The sequence below is a fragment of the Streptomyces sp. NPDC055966 genome (assembly GCF_042269865.1).
Taxonomy (GTDB): domain Bacteria; phylum Actinomycetota; class Actinomycetes; order Streptomycetales; family Streptomycetaceae; genus Streptomyces.
The window spans coordinates 1-14,501 of sequence record NZ_JBHJYK010000023.1; the positions used below are offsets into that span (position 1 = coordinate 1).

At 73.8% G+C, this 14,501-nt stretch carries 13 protein-coding genes; 3 read left to right on the plus strand and 10 right to left on the minus strand.

Features of this window, described 5'->3' with window-relative positions; all coding sequences use genetic code 11:
- From ACFC8N_RS37505 to ACFC8N_RS37525, 5 genes are all read right to left on the minus strand, one after another.
- A partial coding sequence (locus tag ACFC8N_RS37505) for a biotin/lipoyl-containing protein (RefSeq protein ID WP_376293517.1) occupies nt 1-718 on the minus strand: 718 nt, incomplete at its 3' end.
- A 62-nt stretch (nt 719-780) separates the two neighbouring features.
- The gene (gene lpdA / locus ACFC8N_RS37510; protein WP_356020817.1) at nt 781-2,169 is read right to left on the minus strand and encodes a dihydrolipoyl dehydrogenase; all 1,389 of its coding nucleotides are present in this window, start codon (nt 2,167-2,169) and stop codon (nt 781-783) included.
- A gap of 291 nt (nt 2,170-2,460) precedes the next feature.
- Nucleotides 2,461-3,999: a leucyl aminopeptidase gene (locus ACFC8N_RS37515; RefSeq protein WP_376293520.1), complete on the minus strand. Its 1,539-nt coding sequence runs from the start codon at nt 3,997-3,999 to the stop codon at nt 2,461-2,463.
- A 208-nt stretch (nt 4,000-4,207) separates the two neighbouring features.
- Nucleotides 4,208-4,819 carry an RDD family protein gene (locus ACFC8N_RS37520; protein WP_362820550.1) on the minus strand — a complete coding sequence of 204 codons (612 nt, stop codon included), beginning with the start codon at nt 4,817-4,819 and terminating at the stop codon, nt 4,208-4,210.
- Between the two features lie 53 nt (nt 4,820-4,872).
- Nucleotides 4,873-5,667: an adenosylcobinamide-GDP ribazoletransferase gene (locus tag ACFC8N_RS37525; protein WP_376293523.1), complete on the minus strand. Its 795-nt coding sequence runs from the start codon at nt 5,665-5,667 to the stop codon at nt 4,873-4,875.
- A gap of 103 nt (nt 5,668-5,770) precedes the next feature.
- On the opposite strand from ACFC8N_RS37525, the gene ACFC8N_RS37530 reads away from it, so the two are divergent.
- Complete coding sequence (locus ACFC8N_RS37530; RefSeq protein ID WP_356020826.1) at nt 5,771-6,538, plus strand: hypothetical protein; 768 nt, start codon at nt 5,771-5,773, stop codon at nt 6,536-6,538.
- Nucleotides 6,539-6,785: 247 nt separating this feature from the next.
- Here the strand turns inward: ACFC8N_RS37530 and ACFC8N_RS37535 are convergent, their stop codons facing one another.
- The 3 genes from ACFC8N_RS37535 to cobT form a co-directional block, all read right to left on the minus strand.
- Nucleotides 6,786-7,517, minus strand: coding sequence for a hypothetical protein (locus tag ACFC8N_RS37535; protein WP_356020828.1), 732 nt, complete (start codon nt 7,515-7,517; stop codon nt 6,786-6,788).
- 42 nt (nt 7,518-7,559) lie between these two features.
- Nucleotides 7,560-9,356 (minus strand): phosphatidylglycerol lysyltransferase domain-containing protein, encoded by a 1,797-nt coding sequence (locus ACFC8N_RS37540; RefSeq protein WP_376293526.1) that lies wholly within the window; start codon nt 9,354-9,356, stop codon nt 7,560-7,562.
- A gap of 89 nt (nt 9,357-9,445) precedes the next feature.
- Nucleotides 9,446-10,573, minus strand: a complete 1,128-nt coding sequence (cobT, locus tag ACFC8N_RS37545) for a nicotinate-nucleotide--dimethylbenzimidazole phosphoribosyltransferase (RefSeq protein WP_356020833.1) — start codon at nt 10,571-10,573, stop codon at nt 9,446-9,448.
- Between the two features lie 133 nt (nt 10,574-10,706).
- Here cobT and ACFC8N_RS37550 point away from each other — a divergent pair, with 133 nt between their 5' ends.
- Nucleotides 10,707-11,735, plus strand: a complete 1,029-nt coding sequence (locus tag ACFC8N_RS37550) for a class I SAM-dependent methyltransferase (protein ID WP_356020835.1) — start codon at nt 10,707-10,709, stop codon at nt 11,733-11,735.
- Here the strand turns inward: ACFC8N_RS37550 and ACFC8N_RS37555 are convergent.
- The gene (locus ACFC8N_RS37555; RefSeq protein ID WP_356020837.1) at nt 11,711-12,913 is read right to left on the minus strand and encodes a bifunctional adenosylcobinamide kinase/adenosylcobinamide-phosphate guanylyltransferase; all 1,203 of its coding nucleotides are present in this window, start codon (nt 12,911-12,913) and stop codon (nt 11,711-11,713) included. The two genes, ACFC8N_RS37550 and ACFC8N_RS37555, sit on opposite strands and share 25 nt — an antisense overlap.
- A gap of 81 nt (nt 12,914-12,994) precedes the next feature.
- On the opposite strand from ACFC8N_RS37555, the gene ACFC8N_RS37560 reads away from it, so the two are divergent.
- Entirely contained in the window at nt 12,995-13,213 is a 219-nt protein-coding gene (locus tag ACFC8N_RS37560) for a hypothetical protein (RefSeq protein WP_356020840.1), read from the plus strand.
- A gap of 56 nt (nt 13,214-13,269) precedes the next feature.
- On the opposite strand, the gene ACFC8N_RS37565 is transcribed toward ACFC8N_RS37560, so the two are convergent.
- The gene (locus ACFC8N_RS37565) at nt 13,270-14,343 is read right to left on the minus strand and encodes a trypsin-like peptidase domain-containing protein (RefSeq protein ID WP_356020842.1); all 1,074 of its coding nucleotides are present in this window, start codon (nt 14,341-14,343) and stop codon (nt 13,270-13,272) included.
- Between the last annotated feature and the right edge of the window lie 158 nt (nt 14,344-14,501).

Sequence of the window (14,501 nt, forward strand, 5' to 3'; positions counted from 1 at the left end):
CCGGAGCCGCGGGGGCGGCCGGAGCCGGGGCCGGAGCGGCCGGGGCAGCGGCGGCGGGGGCCGGGGCGGCCGGAGCCGGAGCGGCGGCCGGGGCGGCACCCGGGGCGCCGATGACGGCGAGCTTGGCGCCGACCTCGGCGGTCTCGTCCTCGCCGACCACGATCTCCAGCAGGACACCGGCGACCGGCGCCGGGATCTCCGTGTCGACCTTGTCGGTGGAGACCTCCAGCAGAGGCTCGTCCTCCGCGACATCCTCGCCGACCTGCTTCAGCCAGCGGGTGACGGTGCCCTCGGTGACGGACTCACCGAGCGCCGGGAGGACCACGTCCGTGCCGGTCGCGCCGCCGGCCGGGGCGGCCGGGGCAGCGGCGGCGGGGGCCGGAGCCGCGGGGGCCTCGGCGACCGGGGCCGGGGCGGGCTCGGCGACCGGGGCCGGAGCCTCGGCGGCGGCCGGGGCCGGGGCGGCCGCGGGCGCGCCCGTGCCGTCGTCGATGATGGCCAGCTCGGCGCCGACCTCGACCGTCTCGTCCTCGGCGACCTTGATGGAGGACAGCACACCGGAGACGGGCGAGGGGATCTCGGTGTCGACCTTGTCGGTCGACACCTCAAGCAGCGGCTCGTCGGCCTCGACGCGCTCGCCCTCGGCCTTCAGCCAGCGGGTGACAGTGCCCTCGGTGACGCTCTCACCGAGCGCCGGAAGGGTTACGGAAACCGCCATGGTTTCGGTTGCTCCTTACGAAATTGCGGAAGTCTGTGTCGTCGCGCCCGTTGACCGAAGGCTCAGTCGTGGGAGTGCAGCGGCTTGCCGGCCAGCGCCAGGTGCGCCTCGCCCATCGCCTCGTTCTGCGTCGGGTGGGCGTGGATGAGCTGGGCGACCTCGGCCGGCAGCGCCTCCCAGTTGTAGATCAGCTGGGCCTCGCCGACCTGCTCGCCCATGCGGTCGCCGACCATGTGGACGCCGACCACGGCACCGTCCTTCACCTGGACGAGCTTGATCTCGCCCGCGGTGTTCAGGATCTTGCTCTTGCCGTTGCCCGCCAGGTTGTACTTCAGAGCGACGACCTTGTCCGCGCCGTAGATCTCCTTGGCCTTGGCCTCGGTGATACCGACGGAGGCGACCTCCGGGTGGCAGTACGTCACCCGCGGGACACCGTCGTAGTCGATCGGAACGACCTTCAGACCGGCCAGACGCTCTGCCACCAGGATGCCCTCGGCGAAGCCGACGTGCGCGAGCTGGAGCGTCGGGACCAGGTCACCGACGGCGGAGATGGTCGGGACGTTCGTCCGCATGTACTCGTCGACCAGGACGTAGCCGCGGTCCATGGCGACGCCCTGCTCCTCGTAGCCCAGGCCCTGGGAGACCGGGCCACGGCCGACGGCGACGAGGAGGACCTCGGCCTCGAACTCCTTGCCGTCGGCGAGGGTGACCTTCACGCCGTTCTGCGTGTACTCGGCCTTCTGGAAGAAGGTGCCGAGGTTGAACTTGATGCCGCGCTTGCGGAACGCGCGCTCAAGAAGCTTCGAGGAGTTCTCGTCCTCGACCGGGACGAGGTGCTTCAGGCCCTCGATGACCGTGACGTCCGAGCCGAAGGACTTCCACGCCGAGGCGAACTCGACGCCGATGACACCGCCGCCCAGGATGATCGCGGACTGCGGCACGCGGTCCAGGACGAGGGCGTGGTCGGAGGAGATGATCCGGTTGCCGTCGATCTCCAGGCCCGGCAGCGACTTCGGCACGGAGCCGGTCGCCAGCAGGACGTGGCGGCCCTGGACGCGCCGGCCGTTCACGTCGACGGAGGTGGGCGAGGACAGCCGGCCCTCACCCTCGATGTAGGTCACCTTGCGGGACGCGATCAGACCCTGCAGGCCCTTGTACAGGCCGGCGATGACGCCGTCCTTGTACTTGTGGACGGCCGGGACGTCGATGCCCTCGAAGGTGGCCTTGACGCCGAACTGCTCGCTCTCGCGGGCCTGGTCGGCGATCTCGCCCGCGTGGAGCAGGGCCTTGGTGGGGATGCAACCCCGGTGCAGGCAGGTGCCGCCGACCTTGTCCTTCTCGATCAGGGCGACGTCCAGGCCCAGCTGCGCCCCGCGCAGGGCCGCGGCGTAACCACCGCTACCACCGCCGAGGATCACTAGGTCGAAAACGGTGCTGGCGTCGTTCGCCACGTCACGTCCTCCATGCATGTGCGCCTTGCGCCGATCTCCAGTGACCGGCGGGCGGCTGGTGTCCGGCCGCTTGATGCTTCGGCCCTTCGGTGGGGGCCCTGTCCTGCCGGGCTCCATCTTTGCACTTGTTCGAGGCGTACGAGACGCCGGGCCGGGGTGTGAGACGTCCCACTAGAGCGCCCGAAGGGGCGCGGGGCCGTATTCGATGTGCGGCTCCGCCGCGTGGGCGCGACCGGCCCCCACGCGGCGGAACGGCGATACGGCAGTGAGCCCCGAGCTCACGGACGAACGTCAGCCCAGGTCGCCGGAGGCGGTCTGCTCGGCCAGCCGGACCAGCGTGCGCACCGCCGAACCGGTACCGCCCTTCGGCGTGTACCCGAACGCCCCGCCCTCGTTGAACGCCGGGCCGGCGATGTCGAGGTGCGCCCAGGTGATGCCCTCGCCCACGAACTCGCGCAGGAACAGACCGGCGACCAGTCCGCCGCCCATCCGCTCGCCCATGTTCGCGATGTCGGCGACCTGGGACTCCATGCCCTTGCGCAGGTGCTCCGGCAGCGGCATCGGCCAGGCCGGCTCGCCGACCTCCTCGGCCGCCTCGTGCAGCGCGGAGCGGAACGCGTCGTCGTTGGCCATGACACCGAAGGTGCGGCTGCCCAGGGCCAGCATCATCGCGCCGGTGAGGGTCGCGACGTCCACGATCGCGTCCGGCTTCTCCAGCGAGGCCGCCCACAGCGCGTCGGCCAGCACCAGCCGGCCCTCGGCGTCGGTGTTGAGCACCTCCACCGTCTTGCCGCTGTACATGCGCAGCACGTCACCCGGGCGCACCGCGGAGCCGGAGGGCATGTTCTCGGCCAGCGCGAGCCAGCCGGTGACGTTGACCTCCAGGCCGAGGCGGGCGGCGGCGACGACCGCGGCGAACACGGCGGCGGCACCGCTCATGTCGCACTTCATGGTCTCGTTGTGGCCGGCCGGCTTCAGCGAGATGCCGCCCGAGTCGTAGGTGATGCCCTTGCCGACGAAGGCCAGGTGCTTGTCCGCCTTCGGGTGCTTGTACGACAGCTTCACCAGGCGCGGGGTCGCGGCCGAGCCGCCGCCGACGCCGAGGATGCCGCCGTAGCCGCCCTTGACCAGGGCCTTGTCGTCGAGCACCTGCACCTTGAGGCCGTGCTCCTTGGCCGCGGTCTGCGCGAGGTCCGCGAAGATGGCCGGCGTCAGGTCGTTCGGCGGGGTGTTGATCAGGTCGCGGGCGCGGTTCAGCTCCTCGGAGACCGCGACGGCGCGGGCGAGGGCACTCTTGTGGGCGGCGTCGCGCGGCTTGCCGCCGAGCAGCGCGGCCTCGGCGAGCGGCGCCTTGCTGTTCTTGCCCTTGGCGGAGCCGTTCGCGGCCTCCTTGTAGGCGTCGAAGGCGTACGCGCCGAGCAGCACGCCCTCGGCGATCGCGCCGACGGCGCCCGGCCCGTCGACGGGCAGCGCGAACGCGGCCTTCTTGGCACCGGCGAGCGCGCGGGCGGCCACGCCGGCCGCCTTGCGCAGCGCGTCGGCGTCAAAGCCGTCCGCCTCGCCCTTGGCGTCGGACTCGGCGCCCAGGCCCACCGCCACCACGAGCGGGGCCTTGAAGTCCGCCGGAGCGGGCAGCTTGGTCAGCTCGCCCTCGGCACCCGAGGCGCCGAGGGTCTCCAGGACGCCGGCCAGCTTGCCGCCGTACGCCATGTCCACGGCCTCGGCGCCCGGCGCCACGACGGGGCCCTTGGTTCCCTTGGCGACACCGATCACGATCGCGTCGGCCCGGAGGCCGGGCGCCGCGGAGGTGCTGAGAGTCAGAGCAGTCACGGTGGTGAATTCTCGCTTCCGATGTGAAGTTGCTGTGGCCGATGCGGGGTGGGTCGACCGGGCCCGGGAGCCGACCCTAGGTCCAGGCCTGGGGACAGGTGGCGACCGGGGCCTTCACCGTGTCGGCGGACACCCGCAACGAGACTACGCGCGTGCGGGCGTCCACTCATTCCCCCGGGTATTCACCGGACTGTGATGTCACGGCCACTCACCACCCCTTGGGCACGCCGCCCGGCGCACCGGAACCGGCCCGCCGCAAGGCGCCCTCGACGGAGGTGCCGGCCAGCCGGTCGGCCAGCGAGCGGCGGCCGGGGAAGAGCACCGGCAGCGCGTTGACCAGGAACAACACCATCGCGGCCGCCCAGAGCAGCAGCGACAGAAGGAAGTGGCCCTCGATCAGCAGCACGCAGGCCAGCGCGAACACCGCGACGTCGGCCGCGGTGGTGACGGCCGCGCGGCGCAGGGTGTGCCGGGACCGCCGCGGGGTGACCCGCAGGCCGAGCAGGCCCTTGCCGAGGGTGCGGCCGAGCAGTCGCAGACAGGCCCACTGGTACAGGAACGTGACGAGAACGAGTGCCCCGAAGGCCTCCTCCACGTCCAGCACCACCGAGTCCCACAGGGACAGCCCGAGGTGTTCGGAGGCGCCGACGACGTCGCCGCGCGAGGTGACGAGGTCGAGGCCGCCCTTCGTGGCCAGGGACGGGACGTCGGTGACGAGGGCGGTGATGCGGTGGAAGGTGAGGACGGCCAGCAGCACGGCCGCGCCCGTCACGAGTGCGAAATCTATGAACCAGGCCGTCCCGCGGCGCAGTTTCAGCACGGAGATCCCCCGATCGTGCTCACTTGTCCGTGTACGGGCGGAGAGCTTAGCGCTCAGTGGCCGAAGGCCAGTACCACCAGCGCCGCCGTGGCCGCCGTCTCCTCCAGCGCCCCGAAGACGTCCCCCGTGACCCCGCCGAACCGCCGTACGCAGCGCCGCAGCAGCAGCTCGGCCGCGGCCAGGGACAGCAGCACGGCGGCCGCCGCGCGGACGGTGCCGTACGCCCCGAACGGCACGCCCCCGGCCGCCGCCGCGAGCGTGCACAGCGCCGCGGCCACCAGCGCGCCGCGCGTCGGCACGACTTCGGCGACCGCCGCGCCGAGCCCCTCCGGGCGGGCCGACGGTACGCCGGTGCGGGAGGCCAGGGTGAGGGCGAGGCGGGCGGCCACCGCGCAGGTCAGGGCGGCCGCCGCGCCCCGGCCCCAGGAGTCGCCGTAGAGCTGGGCCAGCACGGCGACCTGGGCCAGCAGGGTCAGGACCAGGGTGAGGACGCCGAAGGGGCCGATGTCCGACTGCTTCATGATCCGCAGGGCGTCCTCCGCGGGCTTGCCGCTGCCCAGCCCGTCCGCCGTGTCCGCGAGGCCGTCGAGGTGCAGGCCGCGGGTCAGCGCCGCCGGTACGGCGACGGAGCCGACGGCGGCGAGCAGCGGGCCGGCGCCGAGGGCGAGCAGCAGCAGGCCGAGGCCGGCCGCCGCCGCGCCGACCACCAGCCCGGCCGCCGGTGCGGCCAGCATGCCGCCGCGCGCGGCCCCGCGGTCCCAGCGGTGCACCCGGACGGGCAGCGCGGTGAGGGTGCCGAAGGCGAAACGGAGGCCGTCGAGAGGCGAGGGTGACGAGGTCGTGGGCATCGGCGCAGGGTATCCGGCGGCCGTCGGGCCTCCCCGACCCCCGGCTGAAGCTCGGACCGGGCAGAGCTGAAGAAGACGGCACTTATGCGGGTAATGTGCGCACATGGGGCACTGGTGGGAGCGGAACATCCTCGAACCGGGCAAACTCCCGCTGCTGCTCGCCCTCGCGGCGTTCGTGCTGACCTTCCTGGTCACCCGGGTGATCACCCGCCTGATCCGGGCCGGCAAGGGCCCGTTCGGCAACGTCAGGGCGGGCGGGCTGCACATCCACCACGTCGTGCCCGGGGTCGTCCTCACCGTCGTCGGCGGCTTCGGCGCCGTCGCCAGCGACCGGCACGGCGTCGCGGGGGCGGGCTCCGCGGTGCTGTTCGGCATGGGTGCCGGGCTGGTCCTGGACGAGTTCGCGCTGATCCTGCACCTGGACGACGTCTACTGGAGCGAGGAGGGCCGCAAGAGCGTCGAGGCCGTCGTCCTCACCGCGGCGCTCGTCGGGCTGCTGCTCGCCGGGTTCTCCCCGTTCGGCGTCAACGACCTGTCCCAGCAGGAACTCCAGAGCCGGGGCACGGTCGCCGCCAGCATCACCGGGAACTTCCTCCTCTCGCTCATCGCGCTGAGCAAGGGCAAGGCCCGCACCGCGGTCTTCGGCGTGATCGTGCCGCTGGTCGCGCTCGTGGGCGCCGTCCGGCTGGCCCGGCCCGGCTCCCCCTGGGCCCGCCGCTTCTACGGCCGCCGCCCCCGCACCCGCGCCCGCGCGACCCTGCGCGCCTACCACCACGACCGCCGCTGGGCCGGTCCCCGGCGGGCGTTCCAGGACTTGATCGGCGGCAAACCCGATCCACGCCCGGCGCGGTCACCGGGCGGCCGTGGTTGACGGTGCCGCGGGCGGCTGCGGTACGTCTGCCGTGGCGGCGCGGCGGGGGCGGTCCCCGGGGGGAGGGCTTGACCGGCGGCAAGCCGGATCCAGGGCCGGCGCGCTGCCCGGTGGTCGCGGGTGACGGTGCGGCGTGGGGCGGTCCCCGGGGGTTTCAGTGCTTGACCGGTGGCAAGCCGGATCCAGGGCCGGCGCGCTGCCCGGTGGTCGCGGGTGACGGTGCGGCGTGGGGCGGTCCCCGGGGGTTTCAGTGCTTGACCGGGGGCAAGCCCGATCCGCGTCCGGTGCGGTTGCCGGGCGCGTGGCGCAGGCGTTGTCGCAGTTCGTGGCCGAACCGGTGGCGGACCGCCACCGCCAGGCACAGTGTCCCGACGGCCATCAGTGCGGCCAGGTGCTCCTTGCCCGCCAGGTTCTCCTTGACGAGCACCTCGGCCACCATGGCGACGGTCACCGCGCCCGCCGTGGCGTACGCGCCGTACCGCCAGGCCACGTACACGGCGAGTCCCACCACGGCCGCCGACGGGCCGGTGTCCACCACCTGTGCGTCCGTCCAGGGCAGCCCGAACGGGGCGTGCGTGCCGAGGGAGATGCCCACGCGCGCGTACAGGGTCCCGGCGAGCGTGGCGACGTACGCGATGGTCAGCGTCCGCCACCAGCCGATGCACACCTCGGCGATCCCGAACACCAGCAGGATCTGCGCGAGCGCACCCCACACGGGCAGGTCCAGCGCCGGCACGAAGAGGGAGAGAGGGGTGCGCAGCAGGGCCAGCCACAGGGGGTCCTCGGCCCGTACGGCGCCCATGTTCTGCACGAACTGATAGCCCCACTGCTGGTTCTGCACCCACTGGAGCAGAGCCGTCAGGCCCACTGCCGAGAGTGTCATCGGGATCGCCCGCAGGCGCCGCTTCAGCAGGGCGTCGCGCAGGGTGACGCACAGCAGCCCCCACTCCTCACGGGCCCAGCGGGCGAGCGTGCTCATCAGGTGTTCCTCATCCCCGTCGTCCCCGTGATCCCCGTACGGTCATCGGTGCGTGTCGAGATGCCTGCGGTGCAGCCACTTCGGCAGTCCCGGCGCCTCCAGGAAACCCTCCGCGCGGGCCGAGGCGAGTCCGATGCGCAGCAGGTCCGCGCTCTTCTCGAAGAGCAGGAACCGCGGCTCCCAGATGGGCCGGTACTTGGCGTTGGCGCGGTACAGCGACTCGATCTGCCACCAGCGGGAGAAGAAGCTGAGCAGCGACCGCCACAGCCGCAGCACCGGACCGGCACCGAGGCGCGCGCCACGTTCGAAGACCGAACGGAACATGGCGAAGTTCAGTGAGACCTGCGTGATCCTGATCTCGCACGCCCGGCGCAGCAGTTCGATGACCATGAACTCCATCAGCCCGTTGTCGGAGTCGCGGTCCCGGCGCATCAGGTCCAGGGACAGTCCGTGCGGGCCCCACGGCACGAAGGACAGCAGCGCGCGCAGCCTGCCCTCGGCGTCGGCGCACTCCAGCATCACGCACTGTCCGTCCTCGGGGTCCCCGAGCCGCCCCAGCGCCATGCTGAACCCGCGCTCGGTCGCCCCGTCGCGCCAGTCGTCCGCCCGCTCCACCAGCTGCGTCATCTCGTCCGCCGGGATGTCCGCGTGGCGCCGGATGCGCACCGTGTACCCGGCCCGCTTCACCCGGTTGTGCGCCTGGCGCACGGTGCGCATGGCCCGTCCCTCCAGGGTGAACTCGGCCACCTCCACGAGCGCCTCGTCGCCGAGTTCGAGCGCGTCCAGGCCGTGCCGGGCGTAGATCGTGCCCGCCTCCTCGCTCGCGCCCATCACCGCCGGGATCCAGCCGTGCGCCCGCGCCTCGGCCAGCCACGGATCGATCGCCCCCGGCCAGGCCTCGGGGTCCCCGATCGGGTCCCCCGAGGCGAGCGAGACCCCGCCGACGACCCGGTAGGCGACGGCCGCCTTCCCGGTCGGCGACCACACCACGCTCTTCTCCCGGCGCAGCGCGAAGTAGCCCAGCGAGTCCCGCTCGCCGTGCCGGTCCAGCAGGGCCCGCAGCCGTTTCTCGTCGTCCTCGGTCAGCGGGTCGACGGCGCGCCGGGAGCGGAAGGCGGCGTAGAAGACGGCGAGGACGAGGGCCGTGCTGAGCACGTTGATCGCGACGTTGGCCCAGTTCGGCGGGTCGATGCCGGGGAAGCGGGACTCGTCGGCGGCCACCGACACCAGGCGCAGGGCCCCGTAGTGCCAGCGCTCCAGGAAGGTCGAACGGGCCGCGTCCGGCGCCTCGTTGGTGAGGGTGATCAGCAGCCCGGCGAGCAGGGAGGCGGCGAGCCCGCCGCCGGTGGCGACCGTCGCGGCGAGCCGGGGGTTGGAGCGGTCGCCCTTGGCGTAGAACTCCCGGCGGCCGGCCAGCAGCGCGCCGACGAAGACGGCCGTGAGGCCGAGCGAGATCCAGTTCTGCGTGTACCGCCGGATCTCCGGGAACACCATGGCGAACGCGAACAGCGCCAGGAACGCCCCGCTCATCACCAGGTTGAGGATCCACGCCGCCCGTTTGCGACGGCGCATGGTGATCGCGAGGAACGCGGTGAAGACGCCCGAGGCGAAGCCGGCCGTCAGCAGGTATGGCGTGAAGTAGTCGTCCTGGTTGTGCCGGCGCACGTCCTGCCCGAGCGAGACCCAGACCGCGCTGAGGAAGTTGATGAAGGCGACGGTCCGCAGGTACCAGACGGCGAAGGCGGCGGCCCGTCGGGAAGCCCCGGTGGACCGCCGCCCCTGCTCACCCGGGCGCCCCGGTTCGGCTTGCGGTGGTACGGCAATTCGGGCATCTCCCATGGGGCAGGATCATATGGGGGCCGCCCTGGCGAACCACACTTTTCCGCCGGGGCGCCCCCCTCGTCCCGCTGACCCCGGGCGCTGCCGCTCTACTCCTCTTCCGCCGGTTCCCCCGCTGTCCCCGCCACCTCTGCTTCCCCGGGTTCCTTCGCGGAATTCCCGGAAAGTTCCTCCGGCTTCTCGGGCAGCTCCGCCGCCAGCGCCGCCGCGGAGCGGACCAGGGGCAGCGCGAGCAGCGCACCCGTGCCCTCGCCGACCCTGACGCCCTGCTGCAGCAGCGGCTCCAGCGCCATCCGGTCCAGCGCCTTCGCCTGCCCCGGCTCCCCGCTGTCGTGCCCGGCCAGCCACCAGTCCGGCGCCCGGAAGGCGATCCGCTGCCCGACCAGCGCACAGGCCGCGGCCACCACGCCGTCCAGGATCACCGGCAGCTTCCGTACGGCGCACTGGAGCAGGAACCCGGTCATCGCGGCCAGGTCCGCGCCGCCCACGGCCGCCAGCAGCTGCAACTGGTCCCCGAGCACCGGCCGGGCCCGCCGCAGCGCGTCCCGGATCGCCGCGCACTTGCGCATCCACGCCAGGTCGTCGATCGCGAGCCCGCCGCGTCCGGTCACCACCGACGCGTCGGTCCCGCACAGCGCCGCGATCAGGACCGCCGCCGGGGTGGTACCGCCCACGCTGATGTCGCCGAGCACGACCAGGTCCGTACCCGAGTCGGCCTCCTCGTCGGCGATCGCCATGCCCGCCCGCAGGGCCGCCTCGGCCTCGTCCGCGGTGAGCGCGTCCTCGATGTCGATACGGCCGCTGCCGCGCCGCACCCGGTGCCGTACGACGTCCTCGGGGAAGGCGTCCGGGTCGCAGTCCAGAGCCATGTCCACGACCCGTACGGGGACCTCCTGGCGCCGTGCGAGCACGGACACCGGGCTCGCGCCCTCCAGCACCGCCCGCACCAGCTGCCCGGCGCCGCCCGCCGGCCGCGCCGAGACGCCCAGCTCGGCGACCCCGTGGTCACCGGCGAAGAGGATCACCCGTGGCCGCTCTACCGGCCGTACCGGTGCGGCGCTCTGTGCGGCGGCCAGCCACTCGCCCAGCTCGTCGAGGCGCCCCAGTGCCCCGGGGGGCACGATCTGGCGCTCCCGCCGGGCCTCGGCGTCACGGCGAACACCCCCGTCAGGGCGCTCGATCAGATCGGTGAAGTCGTCCAGATTAAGCCTGCTCATTCGCCGAACAGTACCGCCAGCGAACGGCTCCTTCCGCGCCACGTCGCCACCACACCCGCATGACGTCTTTGCACCCAAGATCGGTATCCCATACGTTCCGTTTTGCAGCGGAATGTCGCACAGGGAGCCGCCCATGCCGACCTCGCCCCCCACCCCGCACACCGGGTCGCCCGCCGACCCGCACCACGAGCCGCGCCGCGCGGACTGCCCCTGGTGCGGCGGCAGGCGGCTGCGCACCCGGGCGCGGGCCACGCCGCCGCGCCGCCGCGGCCCGGGCACCTGCGCCGTGCAGCAGTGCCGCGACTGCGGGCACGCCTTCCAGAACCCCCGGCTCACGGCGGAGGGCCTCGCCCTGCGCCACCTGGCCTTCTACGCCAGCCACCTGGGCGACTTCGCCGACCGGATCCTGTCCCCGGGCGCCGTCCGCCGCCGGCACCTGGCCGCGGCCCATGCCGTGCTGGCGCTGGCCGAGCCGGAGAGCTGGCTGGACGTGGGCACGGGGCACGCCCGCTTCCCCGAGACGGCCAGGGAGGTCCTCCCGTACACGTCCTTCGACGGCCTGGACCCGACCCCGCGCGTCGAACAGGCCCGCCGGGCGGGCCGCGTCGAGGAGGCGCACATCGGCGATCTCACGAACCCCTGGGTCCTGCCCCGGCTGCGCTCGCGCTACGACGTGGTCAGCGTGTTCCACCACCTGGAGCACAGCCCCGACCCGCGCGCCGAACTCCGCGCGGCCCTGGCGGCGCTGCGCCCCGGCGGCCTCCTGCTGATCGAACTCCCGGACCCGCGCAGCCTGTTCGGGAGGCTGCTGGGCCGCCGGTGGCTCCCGTACGGCCAGCCCCGCCATCTCCACCTGCTGCCGCTGGCCAACCTGTGCGCGGAGCTGGAGGCCCAGGGCTGCACGATCCTCACGACGGACCGCCGGGCACCCCACATCCCCTACGACCTGTCGGCGGCGCTGTCCCTGTCCCTGGCCCAGGCGCCCTCGTTCCTCCGGCGGGCCTTCGGCCCCGCCGTCGCCGCGGCCTCGGCCCTGGACCACATCCTGGCGCCGCTGCTGCGCCGCACCCGCTTCTCGAACGCGTACCGCGTCCTCGCCCGCCTCGACCGGGCGCCCGGCGCGGGAGCCCGCCGCGATCAGCCCCGCAGCACCAGCGCCTGACCCGCCACCACCAGCAGCACCTGTTCGCACTCGGCCGCGAACGCCGCGTTCAGCCGCCCGAGTTCGTCCCGGTAGCGCCGCCCGGAGGCGGTGGCCGGGACGATGCCCGAGCCCACCTCGTTCGAGACCGCCACCACCGTCCGGCGCGTCGCGCGCACCGCGTCCGTCAGTTCGCGCACCCGCTCCCGCAGCAGCTTCTCGCCGCCGCCCGCCCACTCCGCGTCGTCCCACGCCCCCACGGCGTCCATCGCGTCCGTCAGCCACAGCGACAGGCAGTCGATCAGCAGCGGCGGGCCGTCCCGGCCCAGCAGCGGCACGAGGTCGGTCGTCTCCGTCGTACGCCACGAGCCCGGCCGCCGGTCCCGGTGCAGGGCCACCCGGGCCGCCCACTCGGTGTCCCCGCCGCGCACACCGCCGGTCGCCACGTACAGCACGTCCGGGAAGGACTCCAGGCGCCGCTCGGCCTCCACGGACTTGCCCGAGCGCGCCCCGCCCAGCACCAGGGTGCGGCGCGGCACGTCCGGCACGTCCTCGTACACCCCGACGGTCAGCGTCGTACCGTCCGGCACCGCCCGCGCCCCGGCCGCCGCCAGCCGCCGCCGCGTCTCCGGGCCGGGCGGCACGTCGTGGTCCAGGTGGACGGCGACCACGTCCGTCGTCGGGCCGGCCGAACCCACCGCCCGCAGCCGGGCCAGCGCGTCGGGCCGGCCCGCCACGTCCGCGAGGACCAGGTGGTACGACTCCGCCCTCGGCCCCTCCAGACCGGCCGGGGCGCCGCCCGGCGGCAGGTACAGCAGCCGCTGCCCGTCCGGTCCCGTCACCGCGTACCCGGTGCCGCCCGCGTCCATCGCGACCGCCCGCACCCGATGCCCCGTCAGCAGCGCCAACTCCCGCCCGTCCGGGACCCGGCCGGGCTGCGGCAGCCCGGCCGGCACCTCCACCGCCGGGCCGTCGTGCGGATGCGACAGCAGCACCTGCCGCAGCCCGCCGAGCGAATGCCCGGCCCGCGCCGCCGCGAACGCCACGCCCGGCGTGAGGTCGAGCAGCAGCGCCCCGTCCACCAGCACGGCGGTCGCCGCCCGGGCGTCCGGTCCGAGCGCACTCGCGCAGGCGGCACAGGGGCAGTCGGGGCGGGGCAGTCCGGCCGGGGCGCCGGTACCGAGCAGAGTCACTTCCACGGAATCGATTTTCGCCCGTCTGATCAGGTCTCGCGCTTCCGGCTAGTCTGCCAGCACGTGTTGGATCGAAGGAGGCCCTGCATGACGGCATGGACGTGGCGGTTCGAGAAGGCCGACGGGACGGAGGTCGAGCCCGCCGTGGAGCCCGAGGAGTTCACCACGCAGGGGGATGCCGAGTCCTGGATCGGCGAGCAGTGGCGGGCGCTGCTGGACGGCGGCACCGAGCAGGTGCGGCTGTTCGAGGACGGCACCGAGATCTACCCGGCTCCGATGAGCCTGCGCGCCGCCGCCGAGAGCTGAGGGCGGCGGGGGTACGGCCGTACGGCCGTACCCCCGGCCTCCCCTTCGCCGGTCCCTCACTGCTCGCCGAGCGTCACGTGCACCGTCTTCGCGGCGCCGCCCCGCTCGTACGTCACCGACGTCTTCTGGCCCGGCCTGTCCGCCGCCAGCGCCTCGGCGAGGGAAGTGATGGTGCTGATGGGCTGGTTGCCCAGCCTGGTGATGATGTCGCCCTGCCGCAGGCCCGCCCCGGCGGCCGCGCTGCCGGGCTTGACGCTGACCACCGCCACCCCGGCCGGCCGGTAGCTCGCGTCCACGACCGTCCGCCCGATGACGCCGAGCGCGGCCCGCCCCGAGTCGACGACCCTGCCTTCCTTCACGATCTGGCCGGCGATCGTCCTCACCATCGACGCCGGGATGGCGAACCCGATGCCGGGCGCCGCGCTGCCCCCGAGGGCGGGGTCGGCGGCGGCGAGCGTCGGGATGCCGATGACCTCCCCGTTCAGGTTGACCAGGGCGCCGCCGCTGTTGCCGGGGTTGATGGCGGCCGAGGTCTGCACCAGGTTGGCGAGCGTCGCGCCCGTACCGCCGCGCGAGCGGGTCTCGCTGACGGTCCGTCCGACCGCCGAGACGATGCCCTGTGTCACGCTGGACGACAGGCCGAGCGGCGAGCCCATGGCCAGCACGATCTGGCCGACGTCCACCTTCTCGGAGTCGCCGAACGTCGCCGCCCGCAGCCCGTCCGGCACCTTGTCCAGCTTGATCACGGCCAGGTCCTGCACGGGATACGAGTACACGAGGCTCGCGGTGAGCGGCTCCTCGCTGTTGGCCGTGGTCACCCTGAAGGTCTTGTCCTGCCCGACCACGTGCGCGTTGGTGACGATGTGTCCCCGGTCGTCGTACACCACCCCGGAGCCGAGCTCGTCGCGCGCCTGGATCTGCACGACCGACGGCAGGACCTCCTTGATCACCTTCTGGTACTGGCCCTGGAGATCGCTCGCGGCCATCGGGACGTCCGCCCGTGCCGTCGTCGGGGAGTCCTGGGCCGCCGGGGCGGAGGCGGGGGAGCAGCCGGCGACGAGGGCCGCGCAGCACACCAGCGCGGCAGCGGCCACGGCCCGGCCGAGGGCACGGGTACGGGTAGCGTCCATGCCCCGAGTCTCACCGGCCGCCGGTCACCCGGCCCGCGCTGTTCCTCCGAACGGGCGCGGGTGCCCGGCTCCGCCGGATCGGGGCGTCGTCGGCGGCCGTGTCCGTGAAGACCCGCACGCCGTACCGGGCGTGCGTCGGGGTCGTGTGGCCGGAGGTC